General features: G+C 57.0%; 19 protein-coding genes. 10 read left to right on the forward strand and 9 right to left on the reverse strand.

Annotated elements, in window-relative coordinates:
• Positions 1–41: 41 nt before the first annotated feature.
• The 6 genes from glgP to asd all read right to left on the reverse strand — a co-directional run bounded on the left by glgP (position 42) and on the right by asd (position 10,762).
• On the reverse strand, positions 42–2,489 hold the full coding sequence (gene glgP / locus C6A40_RS12055) for a glycogen phosphorylase (RefSeq protein WP_008503064.1): 2,448 nt from the start codon (positions 2,487–2,489) through the stop codon (positions 42–44).
• An 18-nt stretch (positions 2,490–2,507) separates the two neighbouring features.
• The gene (gene glgA / locus C6A40_RS12060) at positions 2,508–3,941 is read right to left on the reverse strand and encodes a glycogen synthase GlgA (protein WP_008503065.1); all 1,434 of its coding nucleotides are present in this window, start codon (positions 3,939–3,941) and stop codon (positions 2,508–2,510) included.
• Entirely contained in the window at positions 3,941–5,236 is a 1,296-nt protein-coding gene (gene glgC, locus C6A40_RS12065; RefSeq protein WP_114191285.1) for a glucose-1-phosphate adenylyltransferase, read from the reverse strand. Before glgC ends, glgA begins: the two co-directional genes overlap by 1 nt.
• Before the next feature lie 17 nt (positions 5,237–5,253).
• Positions 5,254–7,227 carry a glycogen debranching protein GlgX gene (gene glgX / locus C6A40_RS12070; RefSeq protein ID WP_023326238.1) on the reverse strand — a complete coding sequence of 658 codons (1,974 nt, stop codon included), beginning with the start codon at positions 7,225–7,227 and terminating at the stop codon, positions 5,254–5,256.
• Positions 7,224–9,410: a 1,4-alpha-glucan branching enzyme gene (gene glgB, locus C6A40_RS12075; protein ID WP_021242180.1), complete on the reverse strand. Its 2,187-nt coding sequence runs from the start codon at positions 9,408–9,410 to the stop codon at positions 7,224–7,226. Before glgB ends, glgX begins: the two co-directional genes overlap by 4 nt.
• Positions 9,411–9,658: 248 nt before the next feature.
• The gene (gene asd, locus C6A40_RS12080; protein WP_021242179.1) at positions 9,659–10,762 is read right to left on the reverse strand and encodes an aspartate-semialdehyde dehydrogenase; all 1,104 of its coding nucleotides are present in this window, start codon (positions 10,760–10,762) and stop codon (positions 9,659–9,661) included.
• 177 nt (positions 10,763–10,939) lie between these two features.
• On the opposite strand from asd, the gene yhgN reads away from it, so the two are divergent.
• Positions 10,940–11,533, forward strand: coding sequence for an NAAT family transporter YhgN (gene yhgN, locus C6A40_RS12085; protein WP_003861574.1), 594 nt, complete (start codon positions 10,940–10,942; stop codon positions 11,531–11,533).
• 136 nt (positions 11,534–11,669) lie between these two features.
• Here the strand turns inward: yhgN and C6A40_RS12090 are convergent, their stop codons facing one another.
• Positions 11,670–11,930, reverse strand: a complete 261-nt coding sequence (locus C6A40_RS12090) for a hypothetical protein (RefSeq protein ID WP_032676980.1) — start codon at positions 11,928–11,930, stop codon at positions 11,670–11,672.
• Positions 11,931–11,974: 44 nt separating this feature from the next.
• Complete coding sequence (gene tusA, locus C6A40_RS12095; RefSeq protein WP_045336718.1) at positions 11,975–12,217, reverse strand: sulfurtransferase TusA; 243 nt, start codon at positions 12,215–12,217, stop codon at positions 11,975–11,977.
• Between the two features lie 167 nt (positions 12,218–12,384).
• Here tusA and C6A40_RS12100 point away from each other — a divergent pair, with 167 nt between their 5' ends.
• Complete coding sequence (locus C6A40_RS12100; RefSeq protein WP_045336720.1) at positions 12,385–13,050, forward strand: 7-cyano-7-deazaguanine/7-aminomethyl-7-deazaguanine transporter; 666 nt, start codon at positions 12,385–12,387, stop codon at positions 13,048–13,050.
• 72 nt (positions 13,051–13,122) lie between these two features.
• Complete coding sequence (locus C6A40_RS12105; RefSeq protein WP_008503073.1) at positions 13,123–13,680, forward strand: DcrB family lipoprotein; 558 nt, start codon at positions 13,123–13,125, stop codon at positions 13,678–13,680.
• A gap of 4 nt (positions 13,681–13,684) precedes the next feature.
• Here C6A40_RS12105 and C6A40_RS12110 read toward each other — a convergent pair whose 3' ends face one another.
• Positions 13,685–14,902, reverse strand: a complete 1,218-nt coding sequence (locus tag C6A40_RS12110; protein ID WP_045336722.1) for an MFS transporter — start codon at positions 14,900–14,902, stop codon at positions 13,685–13,687.
• A 145-nt stretch (positions 14,903–15,047) separates the two neighbouring features.
• On the opposite strand from C6A40_RS12110, the gene C6A40_RS12115 reads away from it, so the two are divergent.
• The 7 genes from C6A40_RS12115 (at position 15,048) to C6A40_RS12145 (ending at position 20,062) form a co-directional block, all read left to right on the forward strand.
• Entirely contained in the window at positions 15,048–16,097 is a 1,050-nt protein-coding gene (locus C6A40_RS12115) for an AI-2E family transporter (RefSeq protein WP_008503075.1), read from the forward strand.
• 336 nt (positions 16,098–16,433) lie between these two features.
• A complete protein-coding gene (locus C6A40_RS12120) occupies positions 16,434–16,823 on the forward strand; it encodes a hypothetical protein (RefSeq protein ID WP_008503076.1) in 390 nt (129 codons plus the stop codon).
• Positions 16,824–16,892: 69 nt separating this feature from the next.
• Positions 16,893–17,957, forward strand: coding sequence for a class I SAM-dependent methyltransferase (locus tag C6A40_RS12125; RefSeq protein ID WP_045336724.1), 1,065 nt, complete (start codon positions 16,893–16,895; stop codon positions 17,955–17,957).
• Positions 17,958–18,025: 68 nt separating this feature from the next.
• Complete coding sequence (locus C6A40_RS12130; RefSeq protein ID WP_008503079.1) at positions 18,026–18,748, forward strand: beta-ketoacyl synthase chain length factor; 723 nt, start codon at positions 18,026–18,028, stop codon at positions 18,746–18,748.
• Entirely contained in the window at positions 18,745–19,560 is an 816-nt protein-coding gene (locus C6A40_RS12135; RefSeq protein WP_008503080.1) for a lysophospholipid acyltransferase family protein, read from the forward strand. The genes C6A40_RS12130 and C6A40_RS12135 overlap by 4 nt, the downstream gene beginning before the upstream one ends.
• On the forward strand, positions 19,541–19,798 hold the full coding sequence (locus C6A40_RS12140) for a phosphopantetheine-binding protein (RefSeq protein WP_008503081.1): 258 nt from the start codon (positions 19,541–19,543) through the stop codon (positions 19,796–19,798). Before C6A40_RS12135 ends, C6A40_RS12140 begins: the two co-directional genes overlap by 20 nt.
• Before the next feature lie 12 nt (positions 19,799–19,810).
• Positions 19,811–20,062 (forward strand): acyl carrier protein, encoded by a 252-nt coding sequence (locus C6A40_RS12145; protein WP_008503082.1) that lies wholly within the window; start codon positions 19,811–19,813, stop codon positions 20,060–20,062.
• Positions 20,063–20,093 lie beyond the last annotated feature (31 nt).

Here is a 20,093-nt window from a genome sequence, read left to right on the forward strand (position 1 = left end):
TCCCGTAGGCCCGGTAAGCGCAGCGCCACCGGGCTTTGTTTTTACAGCCTCACCGGATCAATATGCCAGATCGTCTCGGCATACTCCTTGATGGTCCTGTCTGACGAGAAATAGCCCATATTGGCGATGTTGTACATCGCGGCGCTGGTCCACTTCTCAGGCTGGCGATACAGTTCGTCCACCTTATCCTGACAGTCGACGTAGCTGCGGTAATCCGCCAGCACCTGATAGTGATCGCCAAAGTTAATCAGCGAATCCACCAGATCGCGGTAGCGGCTCGGTTCATCAGGGCTAAACACGCCGGTTGCAATCTGCGTCAGCACCTGACGCAACTCTTCATCCTCTTCGTAATACTGACGCGGCGAGTAGCCTTTCCTGCGCAGCGCCTCTACCTCTTCCGTCGTATTACCGAAGATAAAGATATTCTCTTCGCCCACGTGCTCCAACATCTCGACGTTCGCCCCGTCCAGCGTGCCGATGGTCAGCGCGCCGTTAAGGGCAAACTTCATGTTACTGGTGCCGGATGCCTCCGTGCCCGCCGTAGAAATCTGCTCAGAGAGATCCGCCGCCGGGATGATCAGCTGCGCCAGGCTGACGCTGTAGTTCGGAATGAACACCACCTTCAGCTTGTCGCCAATGTCCGGATCCTGATTAACCACCTTCGCCACGTCGTTGATGAGATGAATAATATGCTTCGCCATGTAGTAGGCCGACGCCGCCTTACCGGCGAAGATCTTCACGCGCGGCACCCATTCGGCCGTCGGGTCGGCCTTAATGCGGTTGTAATGGGTGATCACGTGCAGCACGTTCATCAGCTGACGCTTGTATTCGTGGATGCGTTTGATCTGAACGTCGAACAGCGCTTTCGGGTTTGCCACCACGTTCAGGTGCATCGCCAGCCAGACCGCCAGACGCTTTTTGTTCAGCAGCTTGGCTTCGCGCACGGCTTTGTTCACCGTCGGGAAATCAATATGCTGTTCCAGCTCGCTCAGCTGGCTCAAATCGGTACGCCAGGTGCGGCCGATATTCTCGTCCAGCACCTCAGAGAGCGGCTGGTTAGCCAGCGCCAGCCAGCGGCGCGGGGTGACGCCGTTGGTCACGTTGCAGAACCGCGTCGGGAAGATCTTCGCGAAGTCCGCAAACAGCGACTGCACCATCAGGTTCGAGTGGAGCTCGGACACGCCGTTGACCTTGTGGCTGATGACAACCGCCAGCCAGGCCATGCGCACGCGGCGGCCGTTCGACTCATCAATGATGGACGCGCGGCTCAGCAGGCCGGTATCGTTCGGATACTGCTCCTGCAGCGTCTTGAGGAAGTAGTCGTTAATCTCAAAGATAATCTGCAGATGGCGCGGCAGGATTTTGCCAAGCATGTCCACCGGCCACGTCTCCAGCGCTTCGCTCATCAGCGTGTGGTTGGTGTACGAGAACACCTGGCAGGTCACCTCAAAGGCGTCGTCCCAGCTGAACTTATGCTCGTCGATCAGCAGGCGCATCAGCTCCGGAATAGAGAGCACCGGGTGGGTGTCATTAAGGTGGATCGCGGTTTTCTCCGCCAGGTTGGCGTAGGTTTTGTGCAGCTGATGGTGGCGGCTGAGGATGTCCTGAATGGTCGCCGAAACGAGGAAGTACTCCTGACGCAGGCGCAGCTCGCGGCCTGAGTAGGTCGAGTCATCCGGGTACAGCACGCGGGATACGTTCTCGGAGTGGTTTTTATCCTCCACCGCCGCGAAGTAATCACCCTGGTTAAATTTACCGAGGTTAATTTCGCTACTGGCCTGAGCGCTCCACAGGCGCAGCGTGTTGGTGGCATCGGTGTCGTAGCCGGGGATGATCTGGTCGTAGGCCACGGCCAGGATCTCTTCCGTTTCCACCCAGCGGGATTTTTTTCCTTCCTGCTGAATACGCCCGCCAAAGCGCACCTTGTAGCGCGTGTTGTGGCGCTTGAACTCCCACGGGTTGCCGTACTCCAGCCAGTAGTCCGGGGACTCTTTCTGACGCCCGTCGACGATGTTTTGCTTGAACATGCCGTAATCGTAGCGAATACCGTAGCCGCGGCCCGGCAGCGCCAGCGTCGCCAGCGAGTCGAGGAAGCAGGCGGCAAGACGTCCCAGACCGCCGTTACCGAGGCCCGGGTCATTCTCTTCGTCGATCAGTTCTTCTAAATCTAACCCCATCTCTTCCAGTGCGGTTTTGACGTCGTCATAAATACCGAGCGACAACAGCGCATTGGACAGCGTGCGGCCAATCAAAAATTCCATCGACAGATAGTAAACCTGACGCGTCTCCTGCGAGAGCTGGGCGCGGTTTGAGCGCAGCCAGCGTTCAACTAAGCGGTCGCGCACCGCAAACAGGGTGGCGTTCAGCCACTCGTGCTTGTTGGCAATAACCGGATCTTTCCCGATGGTGAACATCAGCTTGTAGGCGATGGAGTGCTTTAACGCCTCAACGCTGAGCGTGGGTGAAGAGTAGCTAAATGGAGCGTTCATATCAGTAACTTCGCCTCGTTACATCAAGCGTTGATAGAGATCGCGGTATGACTGCGCCGCAACGTGCCAGCTAAAGTCCATGGACATCGCCTGGCGTTGGACGTAGCGCCACAGCGATGGACGGGACCACAAGACGAAAGCACGCCGAATCGCCCGAAGCAGCGACCAGGCATTACTGTCCTCAAAGACAAACCCGCTGGCGATACCGTCCGCCAGGTTTTCCAGTGAGCTATCCGATACCGTATCCGCCAGCCCGCCCGTGCGGCGAACCAGCGGCAGGGTGCCGTATTTCAGGCCGTAAAGCTGCGTCAGGCCGCAGGGTTCGAAACGGCTCGGCACCAGGATGACGTCCGCGCCGCCCATAATGCGGTGCGAAAACGCCTCGTGGTAGCCAATCTGTACGCCCACCTGCCCCGGATGTTCCGCGGCGGCGGCAAGGAAACCTTCCTGCAATACCGGGTCGCCCGCGCCGAGCAGCGCCAGCTGCCCGCCCTGCTCCAGTAAACCGGGCAGCGCCTCCAGCACCAGATCCAGCCCTTTCTGGCTGGTCAGGCGGCTTACGACGGCGAACAGCGGCACTTTGTCGTTAACCTTCAGGCCCATCGCAATCTGCAGCTGGCGTTTGTTTTCCGCTTTGTCTTCCACGGAGTCACGGCCATAGCGCGCCGCCAGCAGGAGATCGGTTTCCGGGCTCCAGATCTGTTCATCCACGCCGTTCAGAATGCCCGACAGGCGGCCTTCGCGGTGGCGCTGCTGCAGCAACCCTTCCATGCCGTAGCCAAATGCCGGCTGGGTGATCTCACGCGCGTAGGTTGGGCTCACCGCCGTGATGTGATCGGCGTAGTACAGTCCCGCCTTCAGGAACGAGATCTGCCCGTTAAACTCCAGACCGTGCATGTTAAAGAACGACCATGGCAGATCGATGTCATTCATGTGATGGGCGTAGTACATCCCCTGATAGGCCAGGTTATGCACGGTAAAGACCGATTTCGCCGGGTGGCCGCGCGCGGCGAGATACGCCGGAGCAAGCCCGGCGTGCCAGTCGTGCGCATGCACCACATCCGGACGCCAGAACGGATCCAGCCCCGTCGCCATTTCTGCTCCAACCCAGCCGAGGAGCGCAAAGCGCAGCACGTTGTCGGTATAGGCGAACAGGTTCGTATCGTGATACGGGCTACCCGGGCGATCGTATAAATGCGGCGCGTCGATCAGGTAAATCCCTACGCCATTGTAATGTCCAAACAGCAGGGTAATGCGTCCGGCAAACGTTTCACGGCGGGTCACCACTTTTGCATCAGGTATACCGCGCCGGATATCCGGAAAGGCGGGCAGCAGGACTCGGGTATCCACGCCTCCGGCGATTTGCGCCGCCGGTAATGCGCCAAGCACATCTGCCAGACCGCCCGTTTTTAATAACGGGAACATCTCAGAACATACGTGTAAAACCTGCATCATCGCTCCTGTTTGATTTGCAGCTTCCGCAACATTTCCCGTGTGACTAACACGATCCCCTCTTCCGAACGGTAGAAACGACGCGCGTCTTCTTCCGCATTCTCCCCAATGACCATCCCTTCAGGGATGACGCAGGCACGGTCGATCACGCAGCGACGCAGACGACACGAGCGCCCTACCCAGACGTCCGGCAACAAGACTGCCGAATCGATATTACAGAATGAATTTATCCGCACGCGCGGGAACAGCACCGACTGCACCACGACCGAACCGGAGATGATGCACCCGCCGGACACCAGCGAGTTCAGCGTCATACCGTGGCTACCGGAGCGGTCCTGCACGAATTTGGCTGGCGGCAGCGACTCCATATGGGTACGAATCGGCCAGTTCTGGTCGTACATATCCAGTTCAGGCGTGACCGATGCCAGATCGAGGTTCGCTTTCCAGTACGCTTCCAGCGTGCCCACATCGCGCCAGTACGGTTCCGCATTCGGGTCGGACTGCACGCAGGACAGCGGGAAAGGATGTGCATACGCCATGCCAGCTTTGGTGATTTTCGGAATGATGTCTTTACCGAAGTCGTGGCTTGAGTTTTCGTCTTTGTCGTCTTCTTCCAGCAGCTCATAAAGATAATCTGCGTCAAAGACATAGATCCCCATGCTGGCGAGCGATTTGGTGTCATCGCCCGGCATGGTTGGCGGGTTCGCCGGTTTTTCAACGAAGTCGATAATTTTGTCGTCGGCATCCACGTGCATGACGCCAAACGCCGTCGCTTCAGCAACGGGCACAGGCAGACACGCCACGGTGCAGCGCGCCCCTTTTTCGACGTGGTCGATGAGCATGTGGGAGTAATCTTGCTTGTAAATGTGGTCCCCGGCGAGGATCACAATGTATTCCGCGTTATAGCGACGAATGATGTCGAGGTTCTGGGTCACCGCATCCGCCGTTCCGCGATACCAGTTCTCGCCGTGAACGCGCTGCTGCGCAGGAAGGAGATCGACAAATTCGTTCATCTCTTCGCTGAAGAATGACCAGCCGCGCTGAATATGCTGCACCATGGTGTGCGACTGATACTGCGTGATGACGCCAATGCGGCGAATGCCCGAGTTCAGGCAGTTGGAGAGCGCAAAGTCGATAATACGGAACTTACCACCAAAGTGAACGGCCGGCTTGGCGCGCTTGATGGTCAAATCTTTCAGACGGGTACCACGCCCGCCCGCAAGTATCAGGGCAACCGTTTTTAATGGTAGCTGGCGTGCCAACATTAAGGGATCGTTCTTCTCTAATCTAACCATGACTAACTCCTTTTTTATCATCTTTGGAATACGCACACTCCGTGCGCAGGCCCGTGCCAGACAGCCATTACTACCGGATTATCCGCTCCGGCAAAGGGGGGAACGGCTCGCCACTCCCCGTCAGGTAAAACAATCTCTGCGACGTCATCCGTCGCGTTCAGCGTGACCAGCCATTTATCCGACAGCAGGATTTGCAGGCGTGGTACGCCGTGTTGCCACTCTTGCGCGCTTAACGGTTGCGCGTCTTTATTCAGCCAGCGAACGTTGCCGTCACCCTCTTCCCACCAGCTGTTGGCGGTCAGCGCGGGGATCTGCTGGCGAAGATGGATCAGCGCAGCGGTAAAATGAATCAGCCCGCTGTTGGCTTCACCCCAGTCGAGCCAGGTTAAGGTGTTGTCCTGGCAATAGGCGTTGTTGTTACCGTGCTGGCTGTGACCATGCTCGTCGCCTGCCAGCAGCATCGGCGTGCCCTGCGACAGTAAAAGCGTTGTCAGCAGCGCATGAACGCTGGCGCGTCGCCGCTCTATCACATCCAGACTTCCGCCTAACCCTTCTATACCATGATTAAAGCTATGGTTATTGTTAGTGCCATCGCGATTCTCTTCGCCGTTCGCCTCATTGTGTTTCTGATTGAAACAAACGCAGTCCCTGAGCGTAAAACCGTCGTGCGCCGTCAACAGATTAACGGTGGCCGACGGGCGTTTGCCGTCGCGCTTAAAGAGATCGCTCGACGCGGCAAAGCGCCCGGCAAATTCCCCCAGCGACAGGTTCCGCTCCAGCCAGAAGCGGCGTACGGCGTCGCGGTAGTGGTCGTTCCACTCGGCAAACAGCGGCGGGAAATTCCCGACCTGATAACCGCCTTCACCAATGTCCCACGGCTCGGCAATCAGCTTCACCTGCGAGAGCACCGGACAGTTTTTTATCGCCTCAAACAATGGCGCCTGCTGGCTGAACGCCGGCGTGCGTCCCATCACCGGCGCCAGGTCGAAACGAAAACCGTCGACGTGGAACGTCTCCACCCAGTATTTCAGGCATTCATACGCAAAATGCGTGACCGCCGGATGGCTGAGATTGAGCGTGTTACCGCAGCCGGTCCAGTTCTCATAATCGCCATCGTGCCTGATCCAATAATAGCTACGGTTATCAATTCCGCGCATGGAGAGCGTCGGGCCGTCGAGATCGCTTTCTGCGCTGTGGTTCAGCACCACGTCCAGAATGACCTCAATGCCCGCCGCGTGGAGCGCCTTCACCGCATCGCGGAACTCGTCCCGCGCCTTTTCCGGATGGACGGCATAGCGCGGCTCGAGCGCGAACATCGCCAGCGGGTTATAGCCCCAGTAGTTGCTCAGCCCCAGCCGCTGCAGACGCGGCTCGCTGGCAAAATGGGCGACGGGGAGCAATTCCAGGGCGGTGATGCCGAGGTGTTTCAGGTAGGCGATCATGGTGGGATGCCCGAGCGCCTTGTAGGTGCCGCGCATCTCTTTGGGGATCGACGGATGCAGGTACGTCAGCCCTTTGACGTGGGCTTCATAAATAACGGTCTTGCCCCACGGCGTCTGCGGCGGGGCATCGTCTTCCCAGTCATAAAGATCGTTCACCACCACGCTTTTTGGCGCGACGGGCGCGCTGTCGCGGTGGTCGGGCTCGCCGTAGCCCACGTGGAAGAGCGGGTCATCTTTAAATTCACCGTCCACGCGGTGCGCGCACGGGTCAATCAGCAGCTTCGCCGGGTTAAACCAGTGCCCCTGCGCGGGATCCCACGGACCGTGAACGCGAAAGCCATAGTGCATACCGGGCCGTCCTCCGGCCAGGTAGCCGTGCCAGGTATCCCCCGTGCGCGCGGGTAAATCGTAACGGTGCTCGTTACCTTCCCCGTCAAACACGCACAGTTCAACCCGCTCGGCGTGAGCGGAAAAGAGGGTGAAGTTCACCCCTTTTCCGTCAAAATGCGCCCCGAGCGGTTCGGGTTTACCTGCCGTAAGCTGCGTCATTCGCCCTCCCGCATTAGCCAGATGGTGCCAAGCGGCGGCAGCGTCAGGCTCAGGGAGTTGGGTCGCCCGTGGCTTTCAATGGCGTCGCTCTGTACCAGCCCACCGTTACCGGCGTTGCTGCCGTGGTAGTGCATCGAGTCGGTATTCAGAATTTCGCGCCATTTGCCCGGCTGGTTAATGCCGAAGCGGTAATGTTCGCGCGGCACCGGCGTAAAGTTGCTGGCGACGATGATCTCGTTACCCGCTTTGTCACGACGCACAAAGACAAACACCGAGCGCTCGTGGTCGTCCACCACCAGCCATTCAAAGCCGTACGGATCGAAGTCGAGCTCGTGCAGCGCTTTGTGGTGGCGATAGGTCAGGTTCAGATCGCGCACCAGACGCTGCACGCCGTGGTGCCAGTTGTCGCCGCCTTCCAGCAGATGCCAGTCGAGGCTGGCGTCGTGGTTCCACTCGCGCCCCTGGGCGAACTCATTGCCCATGAACAGCAGTTTCTTGCCCGGGAAGGCAAACATCCAGCCGTAATAGGCGCGCAGGTTGGCAAACTTCTGCCACGCGTCGCCCGGCATGCGGTCGAGAATCGATTTTTTACCGTGTACCACCTCATCGTGCGACAGCGGCAACATGAAGTTTTCGGTGTAGTTGTAGAGCATCCCGAACGTCAGCTTGTCGTGATGATACTTACGGTGAACCGGATCCAGCTTCATGTAGTCGAGCGTGTCGTGCATCCAGCCCAGGTTCCACTTATACCAGAACCCCAGGCCGCCTGATGACGGCGGACGGGAGACGCCCGCAAAGTCGGTGGACTCTTCCGCCATGGTCACGGCACCGTCCACCTGCTCGCCGATAATGCGGTTGGTATTACGCAGGAATTCAATGGCTTCCAGGTTTTCACGGCCGCCAAACTCGTTCGGGATCCACTCCCCCTCTTTGCGGCTGTAGTCGCGGTAGATCATTGACGCCACCGCATCCACGCGCAGGGCGTCAATGCCAAACCGCTCGATCCAGTACAGGGCATTCCCGACCAGGTAGTTCGACACTTCACGGCGACCGTAGTTGTAGATCAGCGTGTTCCAGTCCTGGTGATAGCCCTCGCGCGGATCGCTATGCTCGTACAGCTTCGTGCCGTCAAACTCTGCCAGCGCAAAATCATCCGCCGGGAAATGGCCCGGCACCCAGTCGAGGATCACGTTCAGCCCGGCGGCGTGCGCGGCATCAATGAAATAGCGGAAGTCGTCGCGGGTGCCGAAGCGGCGGGTCGGCGCATACAGCCCGGTGGGCTGATAGCCCCAGCTGCCGTCGAACGGATGCTCGTTGACCGGCAGCAGCTCAAGGTGGGTAAAGCCCATCCATTTGGCGTATGGCACCAGCTGGTCGGCAAGCTCCCGGTAACTCAGCCAGAAGTTGTTATCGGTATGGCGGCGCCAGGAGCCGAGATGGACTTCATAGACGGATATTGGCGCATCAAAACGGTTGGCCTGTTTACGCTCCTCCGTCTGGACGACCTTCTCCGGCAGGCCGCAGATCAGCGACGCGGTATCCGGGCGCATCTGCGCTTCGAAGGCATACGGGTCGGCTTTAATGCGCAGCTTGCCGTGGGCGTCGATCATCTCGAATTTATAAAGCTGCCCGTGGTGCGCCCCGGGGATAAACAGCTCCCAGATGCCGGTTTCCCGACGCAGGCGCATCGGGTGACGGCGGCCGTCCCAGTAGTTGAACTGGCCGACAACGGAGACGCGCTGGGCATTGGGCGCCCACACGGAGAACCGCGTGCCGGTGATGCCGTCCATGGTATCGGCATGGGCGCCCAGCGTTTCATAAGGACGCAGATGGGTCCCCTCGGAGAGCAGCCAGGCATCCATCTCTTTAAGCAGAGGGCCGAAGCTGTAGGGATCGTCAATCAGGTTCTGCTGGCCGTGCCAGAGAACGGCGAGCTGATAGCGAAAAGGGTTTTTACGACGGGGCATCACGCCCGAGAAGAAGCCACGGGAATCGAGGCATTCAAGGTTACCGACTTTGCGGCCGGTTTTGGGTTCAATCACCCAGACTTCTGTGGCATCCGGCAACAGGGCACGAACTTCCAGACCTGCCTCAGTACGGTGCATCCCAAGCACAGAAAAGGGGTCAGCGAAATGACCCGCAATAAGCGCATTAATCACGTCTCTATCCACACGATCGGACATGGTATTCATCCTGTTTTTATGTCGTCCTTTTTAAGCGCTCCGGGACGACTTTTAATGTGACCTGAACGGGACAGCACAAAAATGTGCATCCATTCTGCTCCGTTCGAACCTCAGGTAAGAAATGACTCTTCCTTAAAGCATAGCCAACGCTCTAAATGACTCCTGATAAAAAATAAGACATACGCGTGTTACTCCATGTAGTACGCAAAAAAAAGGGGTGAAAATCACCCCCGGTATTTAACAAATTATTACGCCAGCTGGCGCAGCATGCGGCGCAGCGGCTCAGCGGCGCCCCACAGGAGCTGGTCACCGACGGTGAACGCGGAGAGATACTCCGGCCCCATGTTCAGCTTACGCAGACGGCCAACCGGCGTGGTCAGCGTGCCGGTCACCGCTGCCGGGGTCAGCTCGCGCATGGTGATATCGCGATCGTTTGGCACCACTTTCGCCCACGGGTTGTGCGCGGCCAGCAGCTCTTCCACGGTCGGAATAGACACATCTTTTTTCAGTTTAATGGTGAAAGCCTGGCTGTGGCAGCGCAGCGCGCCGATACGCACGCACAGACCGTCAACCGGAATGGTGTTCGCGGTATTGAGGATTTTGTTGGTCTCGGCCTGGCCTTTCCACTCTTCGCGGGTCTGGCCGTTATCCAGCTGTTTGTCGATCCACGGGATCAGGCCGCCGGCCAGCGGTACGCCAAAGTTATCCACCGGCAGCTCGCCGCTGCGGGTCAGCTCGGTCACTTTACGCTCGATATCCAGAATAGCCGACGCCGGGTTTGCCAGCTCGGTCGCAACGCTCTGGTGCAGCTGGCCCATCTGGGTCAGCAGCTCGCGCATGTGACGCGCGCCGCCGCCGGACGCCGCCTGGTAGGTCGCCACGGAGACCCACTCCACCAGATCCTGCGCGAACAGGCCGCCGAGGGACATCAGCATCAGGCTGACGGTGCAGTTACCGCCAACAAAGGTTTTTACGCCGTTGTTCAGGCCATCGGCGATCACGCCCTGGTTAACCGGGTCGAGAATGATAATGGCATCGTCTTTCATGCGCAGCGACGAGGCCGCGTCAATCCAGTAGCCCTGCCAGCCGCTTTCACGCAGCTTTGGATAGATTTCGTTGGTATAATCGCCGCCCTGGCAGGTCACAATAATGTCGAGTGCCTTCAGCGCTTCCAGATCGTAAGCATCCTGCAACGTGCCTGTGGTACCACCAAAGGACGGAGCAGCCTGGCCGAGCTGGGAAGTGGAGAAGAAGACCGGGCGGATAGCGTCGAAATCGCGCTCTTCAACCATGCGTTGCATGAGTACAGAGCCGACCATACCGCGCCAGCCGATAAAACCAACGTTTTTCATAGCATTTTTTTCCTGCTGAGGGTGTGTGCTGATTGTGCAAGCCAGTATTGAACTGGGATATGCTTCACATTACAAAATGCTGCCAAAGTCGCAAGCGAAATTAATCGATGATTGCCCGGCAATCAGAAATACAGCTAATCATCATAATAACCATAGAGAGTTTCAGGGATAATTTACATGAGTGAAATCATTTCCGCCGCGGTTTTATTGATCCTGATAATGGATCCCCTGGGTAACCTGCCGATCTTCATGTCGGTGTTGAAGCACACCGAGCCAAAGCGCCGCCGGGCGATCATGATCCGCGAGCTGCTCATCGCCCTGCTGGTGATGTTTATCTTCCTGTTTGCGGGTGAAAAAATCCTCGCCTTCCTGAACCTGCGCGCTGAAACCGTGTCGATTTCCGGCGGGATTATTCTGTTCCTGATTGCGATTAAGATGATTTTCCCGAGCGCGGAAGGCAGCAGCAGCGGCCTGCCTGCGGGTGAAGAGCCGTTTATTGTGCCGCTGGCGATCCCGCTCGTCGCGGGGCCGACCATTCTGGCGACGCTGATGCTGCTGTCGCACCAGTATCCGAATCAGATGAGCCATCTGGTCATTGCCCTGCTGATTGCCTGGGGCGGGACGTTTATCATCCTGCTGCAGTCGTCCCTGTTCCTGCGCCTGCTGGGCGAAAAAGGGGTAAACGCGCTGGAGCGCCTGATGGGGCTCATTCTGGTGATGATGGCAACGCAGATGTTCCTGGATGGGATCAGGGCGTGGATGAAGGGATGACGTTCTCCCTCTCCCTGTGGGAGAGGGCATCAGGCCGCAGAGGCCGTATTCTTGCCGGGTGGCGGCTTCGCCTTACCCGGCCTACAACGGCTCTAGTCCCGTAGGTCGGGTAAGCGTTAGCGCCACCCGACTTTTTTCACAGTGGCAAGATGCCTTCATTTGTACGCAACCAGCGCGGTGCTTTCAACATACCGCTATACAGCCCAACTAAGCCTTGCAACAAATCTCCAGCCACTCTTTCATCACTCTCTGAAAGTGAACGAGCCAACAGCAACTGCGTTAATAGCGGGCAATAGCTTCCCAACTGATCAACTTCCGGTTCGAAGGCAGGGACGTCCAGAGGCAGGTCATCTACCGTTAAACTCGCTTTTAAATATTCAGGAACAGGTTCAAGCATGGGTGCGGCCTGATACCCTCAACCTCCCCCCAAATAAGTGAGGGCTACCCCTTACGAATCAAATACCGGTACGGCAGCGTTTCCGTCTGCTGCGCCACCAGTTCATGCTCCATAAAGGTACAAAAACCGGGAATGTCGCGCGTGGTGGCAGGGTCGTCGGCAACGATCAGCAGCGTTTCACCGGTCTGCATGTTGCGCACGGTTTTACGTACCATCATTACCGGTTCCGGGCAGCGAAGGCCCTGGGCATCAAGAGTGTGGTCTGGGCTGGAAAACAGGTCGATCATGATCTTCTCGGTCAGGTAAAAACGGCTGTAGTTTACGCCCCGTTGCGGTCAATGCAAACCAGGTTAACGATTGCGTAAAAACTAACCATTGCAATGTCCCGCCAAAGCAGTATCATTCTGCGGTTTTTATTGGGTTCCCTCACCCCAACGTATAAAAAGGTCACAATATGACGCAGTTTTCTGAATCACAGCGCGTAAAAGCGTTGTTCTGGCTTTCGCTTTTCCATTTGCTGGTGATCACCTCCAGCAACTATCTGGTGCAGCTCCCTATCTCCATCTTTGGTTTTCATACCACCTGGGGCGCGTTCAGCTTTCCGTTTATTTTCCTCGCCACCGATCTGACCGTGCGTATTTTTGGCGCACCGCTGGCTCGCCGCATTATTTTTGCGGTCATGCTCCCGGCGCTGTTCATCTCGTACGGGGTTTCGTCCCTGTTTTATATGGGAAGCTGGCAGGGCTTTGAGGCGTTAACCCACTTCAACCTGTTTGTCGCCCGTATCGCCGCAGCAAGCTTTATGGCCTACGCGCTGGGGCAGATTCTGGACGTGCACGTGTTTAATCGCCTGCGTGAGAATCATCGCTGGTGGATGGCACCCACCGCCTCCACGCTGTTCGGTAACGTGAGCGATACGCTGGCCTTCTTCTTCATCGCCTTCTGGCGTAGCCCGGATGCGTTCATGGCCGAACACTGGATGGAAATCGCGCTGGTGGACTACTGCTTCAAGGTACTCATCAGCATTGTGTTCTTCCTGCCCATGTACGGCGTGCTGCTGAATATGCTGCTGAAAAGGCTGGCAGATAAATCTGAAATCACGGCATTGCAGGCTGGTTAAGGGTTCGCTTTATCAGTTGTGATAAGATGAGCGAATGAGCCGTTATGGCCGTTTATCGAAAGGAAGAAGTCAATGCGCAATCTGGTTAAATATGTCGGGATTGGCCTGCTGGTTGTGGGTCTTGCAGCCTGTGATAACAGCGACACGAAAACGCCTGCTCAGGGCGCATCCGCAGAAAGCAATGCGACCGGCCAGCCGGTGAATCTGATGGATGGCAAACTCAGCTTCTCTCTGCCAGCCGATATGACTGACCAGAGCGGCAAGCTGGGCACTCAGGCGAATAACATGCACGTTTACTCCGACGCAACCGGGCAGAAAGCGGTCATTGTGATTGTGGGCGACGACACCAGCGAAGATCTGGCCGTCCTGTCCAAACGTCTGGAAGATCAGCAGCGCGGCCGCGACCCGCAGCTGCAGGTCGTGACCAATAAATCCATCGAGCTGAAAGGCCATAAGCTGCAGCAGCTGGACAGCATCATCTCCGCGAAGGGCCAGACCGCGTACTCCTCTGTCGTGCTGGGCAAGGTCGATAACAAACTCCTGACCCTGCAGATCACCCTGCCAGCGGAAGATCAGCAGAAAGCGCAGACGGCTGCTGAAAACATCATTAACACCATCGTAATCCAGTAACGTTTCACGATGATGACGTGGCCTCCGGTGCCTGCACCGGGGGCCATTTTTTTAGCCGCCACGTCAGCAGCAATGCCATCATGACCAGACCCGCCGCGGCAAGATAGATCACCGGTACCCCCGCCCGGGCCATTACCAGCCCTGCCAGCGGCCCGGTAATGCCCAACGACATATCCATAAATACCGTATAGGTCGCCAGCGCCGCCCCCTGGTTCTGCTGCGGCACCGCTTTCACCGCGACCACGCCCAGCGCCGGGAAGACCAGTGAAAAACCGGCTCCCGCGAGAAATACGCCCATTTTCGCCATCCACGGCGCGCTGGCTACGCCGGTCAACAGCAGCCCGACAATCTCTACCGCAAAGCAGATCGTCGCCACGTTCAGCCCTCCCAGACGGTTGATGCCGTTAGGGAAAAGCAGGCGCGCACCAACAAACGCACAGCTGAACAGGGTTAACGCAAAGGCCGCGCCGTCCCAGCCTTTGGCGTCATAGAACAGGGTAATGAAGGTGGCGATGACCCCGAAGCCGGTGGTCGCCAGCGCCAGCGCCATCCCGTATGGCCAGACCCGCCCGAGCACCGCCCGGAACGGCAGCGGCTTGCCCTTGCTGGCCTTCACTGTCGGGCGCGGCAGCGCAAACAGTATCGCCACAAGCGCGACCGCCATAATGGTGACGGCCAGGCCATACAGCCCACCAAAGGCATAGCAGGCCACGCCGAGCGGCGCACCGAGCGCCATTGCGCCGTAGGTGACAATCCCGTTCCAGGAGATCACCCGACCAATGTGTGGCGTCCCGACAACCCCCACGCCCCAGAGCGTCGAGCCGGTTCCCGCCAGGCTTTGCCCAATGCCGAGGATGACGCGGCCCAGGCAGAGCAGCGCCAGGCTGACCAGCGGCCAGTGGCTGGCTGAGGCAGCCAGCAGGTAGCTCAGGCCACTGAGGAAGCAGCCACACAATCCCACCACCACGATGCTTTTTGGACCGAACGTGTCCGCGTAGCGCCCGGCATGCGGGCGGCTCAGGAGCGTGGCGAAATACTGCAGGCTAATCACCAGCCCCGCCCAGAAGGCACTGAAGCCCATGACGTCATGGACATAGCCCGGCAGAACCGCCAGCGGCAGGCCGATGGTGAGATAGCTGGCAAAGTTAAAAATCACAACGGAAACGATGCGCAGATTGAGGCGCAGTCCGCTCAGTGCCGGTTCAGCGGCAGGTTCGGGCATGGGGTTCTACCTGGATTTTTTACAACAGTGTTTCACTATTACCACGCCCCAATAAGAAAATCAGCAGCGACTTTCAGATTAACGGTGCCAGACGAAGCGAGGCCCGGGCACTACACTTACCGGGTCATCACACTAAGGAACGCGCATGATCGCTAACCCGTCCGACAAAGCAGGACTCCACATCTTATTAAAGCTCGCCTGTCTGGTGGTTATCCTTGCGGGTATCCATGCGGCCGCCGACATCATAGTTCAGCTCCTGCTGGCGCTCTTTTTTGCCATTGTGCTTAATCCTCTGGTCACCTGGTTTCTGCGCCGGGGCGTTAGCCGCCCGGTCGCCATCACTATCGTCGTCATCGTGATGCTGATTGCCCTGACGGCGCTCTTCGGCGTGCTGGCGGCCTCGCTGAGTGAATTCTCCACCATGCTGCCGCAGTACAACAAAGAGCTGACGCGTAAGATCGTCGCACTCCAGGAGATGGTGCCCTTCCTTAATCTGCATATCTCACCCGAACGGATGCTGCGCAGGATGGACTCCGAGAAGGTCATGACCTACGCCACCACCTTGATGACGGGGCTTTCCGGCGCGATGGCCAGCATTCTGCTGCTGGTCATGACGGTGGTGTTTATGCTGTTTGAAGTCCGCCACGTCCCCTATAAGCTGCGCTTTGCACTGAATAACCCACAAATTCACATTGCTGGCTTACACCGGGCGCTGAAGGGCGTCTCTAAATATCTGGCGCTGAAAACGCTGCTGAGCGTCTGGACCGGGATCATCGTCTGGCTGGGGCTGATGCTGATGAACGTGCAGTTCGCGCTGATGTGGGGCGTGCTGGCGTTTCTGCTGAACTACGTGCCCAACATTGGCGCGGTGCTTTCCGCCGTGCCGCCGATGATTCAGGCGTTTCTGTTTAACGGTTTCTACGAATGTATGCTGGTCGGCGCGTTATTCCTCGTCGTTCACATGGTGCTGGGCAATATTCTCGAACCACGCATGATGGGGCACCGGCTCGGCATGTCGACGCTGGTCGTCTTTTTATCCTTACTGGTTTGGGGATGGCTGCTGGGCCCGGTCGGTATGCTGCTCTCGGTCCCCCTGACCAGCGTGTGTAAGATCTGGATGGAGACCACCAAAGGCGGCAGCAAGCTGGCCATTTTGCTCGGGCCGGGAAGGCCGAAAAGCCGGTTGCCCGGGTAGCTGACCTACCTGTATAGGTAGGTTTAAACCGCCAATAATCCGCCTTAAATTACCGCGTTCATAACCTGTCGCGGTATTTTTATTTGCGTTAAGGAAATATTAATTCTGTTTTTGTTTACGTCGGTCGCATTACGTTGAAACGCAAATCATGATTTAACGCAAATTAAAAAAAATGAAATTGTTAATTATTTTCCATGTTATTATGCCCGCCTTCGCGTCAACGTAATGCAAACCTTAATATTGATTAAAAAAACATCTGGCATATAAGAAACGCCGGATGAATATTATTTGTAAAAACCACTACCTTTAATTGTTATTATTGATATGGAGTTGTTGATGAAAAAGATCGTTAAATGGTGTGCTGCCGCCGTATTCGTTGGCGCACTGGCAGGCTGTGCGCGTACTGCCCCAATCGCTCAGGTTCACTCTACTGTGAGCGCGGGTCATACCGCCGACCAGGTAAAAACCGCGATTTTGAAAGCAGGACAAAAACGTGACTGGATCATGACGGAAGCCGGTCCGGGCGTTATCAAAGGTCGTCTGCAGGCGCGCGACCACTCGGTCGACGTTCGTATTCCTTATTCCGCAACAAGCTATTCCATTAACTACGAAAGCAGTATGAACCTGAAAGCGGCTGACGGTAAAATTCACAAAAATTATAACCGTTGGGTGAATAACCTCGACCACGATATTCAGCTGAACCTCTCCGCGGGCGCCGCACTGTAATATTTTTCTAAAGTCGGGCCGCATATGGCCCGATAACCCTTATTTCTTGCCCTGAAAGGTTACGCAGCAATGTACGAAAAGGATACGCTCAGCGCACTGGATGCCATTACCGAAGCGCAACGCATCGCTTTTGCTCCGATGTTATTTCAGACCGCGCTTTGTCTGCGTAACTCAGGCATTCTCGCCTGGCTCGATAAACAAGGTAAAGAGGGTGCCAACCTCGAGGAAATAACCGAACACAGCACGCTCGGCAGCTATGGCGTCAGCGTACTGCTGGATATGGGATTAAGCGGGCGGATCGTTACCCAACAGCATGGACGTTATTTTCTGGCGAAAGTGGGCCACTTTTTACTGCACGATGAAATGACCCGCGTAAATATGGATTTCACTCAGGACGTTTGTTACAAAGGGCTATTTCACCTGGCGGACGCCCTGAAGGAAGAAAAACCTGCGGGATTAGCGGTGTTTGGCAACTGGCCAACCATCTATCCGGCATTATCCCAATTACCGGCTCAGGCGAAAGAGAGCTGGTTCGCCTTTGATCATTACTATTCCGACGCCGCGTTTGATGCCGCTTTGCCATATATATTCGCAAGCTCGCCGACAAAATTGTACGATGTGGGCGGAAATACGGGTAAATGGGCGTTACGCTGCTGCCGCTATGACGAAAATGTTGCCGTGACGATCCTCGACCTGCCGCAGCAGATAGCGCTGGCGCAGGAAAACATCGCAAAAGCAGGTTTTTCTCATCGTATTGGATTCCATGCTGTCGATATGCTTAGCCCAGCAGCCTTGCCGGGTGAGGCTGACGTCTGGTGGATGAGCCAGTTCCTGGATTGTTTCTCTCCGGATCAGATTGTCGCCATGCTGACGCGCGTCGCACAGGTCATGAAGCCAGGCGCACGTTTGTGCATCATGGAGCTTTTCTGGGATGCCCAGAAGTTTGAAGCGGCCTCTTTCAGCCTGAATGCCACCTCGCTCTATTTCACCTGTATGGCGAATGGCAATAGCCGGTTTTACAGCGTAGAGGCGTTTTATCGTTACCTGGAGAGCGCAGGTTTCAGCGTTGAACAGCGTCTGGATAACCTTGGGGTCGGTCATACCCTGCTGATATGCACCAAACGTGAACAATAGAGCAGCTTAGCTGCCCGGGTGGCCAGGTCTGCCCTTTGAATACGGTTTTTTTTCGCGGACGCGCGTAGATGAAATTTTCACTGAACATTATCGACTGGCAGGCGAGAGCCCCAGGACTCAGCGATGCCACAGAGTGGCAGGCGTGGTCACGCCTGCAGCTGCCCGTCGATCCAGCGGCCCCGCTTCCCCGGCTGACCGCTTTACCCATGATGACCGCGCGCCGCCTCAATTCAGGCAGTAAGCTGGCGGTGGACATTGGTCTCGCTATGCTGCAACACCACGCCATTGATGCCGTCGTCTATTCCAGCCGCCACGGCGAGCTGGAGCGCAACTACCGTATTCTGCATGCACTGGCGACGGGGCAATCCGTATCGCCTACCGACTTCGCCATGTCCGTGCACAACTCGGCGGTGGGCAATCTCACGATTACCGCACGCCAGGCAATCGTCTCGTCATCCATTTCTGCCGGGCTGGACACCTTCCAGCAGGCATTATGTGAAGTCCTGAGCCTGCTGCAGGCGGGCTACTCCCGCGTCTTGCTGGTCGATTTTGACGGCGCACTGCCGGAATTTTACCACCCGGCGTTACCGCACCAGATGCCCACCTGGCCCTACGCGCTGGCGCTGGTGATTGAATCCGGCAAGGAATTGCAGTGTGAAACCCGCAGCGGCAGCACGGGGGATGAACCCGCCCTTCCGCAAAGCCTGGTGTTCCTGCAACGCTATCTCAGCGAGGCACGCCAGTTTGTGGTACCCGGCGAACGTTTGCTGTGGCAATGGACGCGCGCATGAACCGCCTGACTGCCCGAATTAACTGGTTATGGCGTCTGGTGATGACCGGATTCTGCTTCGTGCTGTTTGGCGTGGGCGGGCTGCTGCTGTCACTGGTATGGTTCAACCTGCTGCTGATCGTCCAGCGCGACCGCACCAACCGCCGTCGCCTTGCGCGGCGCAGCATTGCGGCCAGCTTCCGCTTCTTCCTGACCGTTGCCCGTGGCCTCGGGGTACTGGACTATCGCATTCACAATCTTGACGCCCTGCGCAACGATCGGGGTTGTCTGGTGGTGGCTAACCACCCCACGTTAATTGACTACGTGATTCTGGCATCGGTGATGCCAGAAACCGACTGTCTGGTGAAAAGCGCGCTGCTGCGCAATCCGTTTGTCAGCGGCGTCATCCGCGCGGCGGATTACCTGATTAACAGCGAAGCCGAGCCTCTGCTGGCTGCAAGCCAGCAGCGTCTGGCTCAGGGCGACACGCTGTTAATCTTCCCGGAAGGCACACGTACCCGGTCTGGCGAAGCTATTTCCCTCCAGCGCGGCGCAGCAAATATCGCCGTGCGCTGTAACAGCGATCTGCGGGTGGTGCTGATCCACTGTAGCGAACATCTGCTGGATAAAAAAAGTCGCTGGTATGATGTGCCGCCAGAAAAACCTGTCTTCACCGTGGATGTCCGCGACCGCGTGAACATCGACGAATTTTACGATGCAAATGAACAAGAACCGGCGCTGGCGGCAAGGCAGTTAAACCGGCATCTACAGCATCGATTAACATCAGGCCTTCAATCTTTGTCAGGAATTAATGATGCAAGCGCTTTATCTTGAAATTAAGAATCTCATTATCACCACGCTGAATCTGGACGAGCTTACCGCAGAGGATATTGATACCGATGCCGCGCTGTTTGGCGATGGGCTGGGTCTCGACTCTATCGACGCGCTGGAACTGGGTCTGGCCGTGAAAAACCAGTATGGCGTGGTGCTTTCTGCTGAAAGCGAAGAGATGCGCCAGCACTTCTTTTCCGTCGCCACGCTGGCGTCCTTTATCAACGCTCAACGCGCCTGAGATGTGATCACGATGACCGAACAAGAAACCATTTATCAGGAAGTCTGTGGCCTTCTGACCCGACTGTTTGAAATCGACCCGCAGGATATTACCCCTGAAGCCCGTCTTTACGAAGACCTGGAGCTGGACAGCATTGATGCGGTGGACATGATTGTTCATCTGCAGAAGAAAACGGGCAAGAAAATCAAGCCGGAAACCTTCAAATCGGTTCGTACCGTTCAGGATGTGGTAGACGCCGTCGAACAGCTTCTGCGCGAAGAGTAAGACGTCGTGCGCGGCGGACGGACATTCCCGA

Origin of the sequence: Enterobacter sp. GER_MD16_1505_Eko_090, from assembly GCF_003331015.1 — a bacterium.
GTDB lineage: Bacteria > Pseudomonadota > Gammaproteobacteria > Enterobacterales > Enterobacteriaceae > Enterobacter > Enterobacter roggenkampii.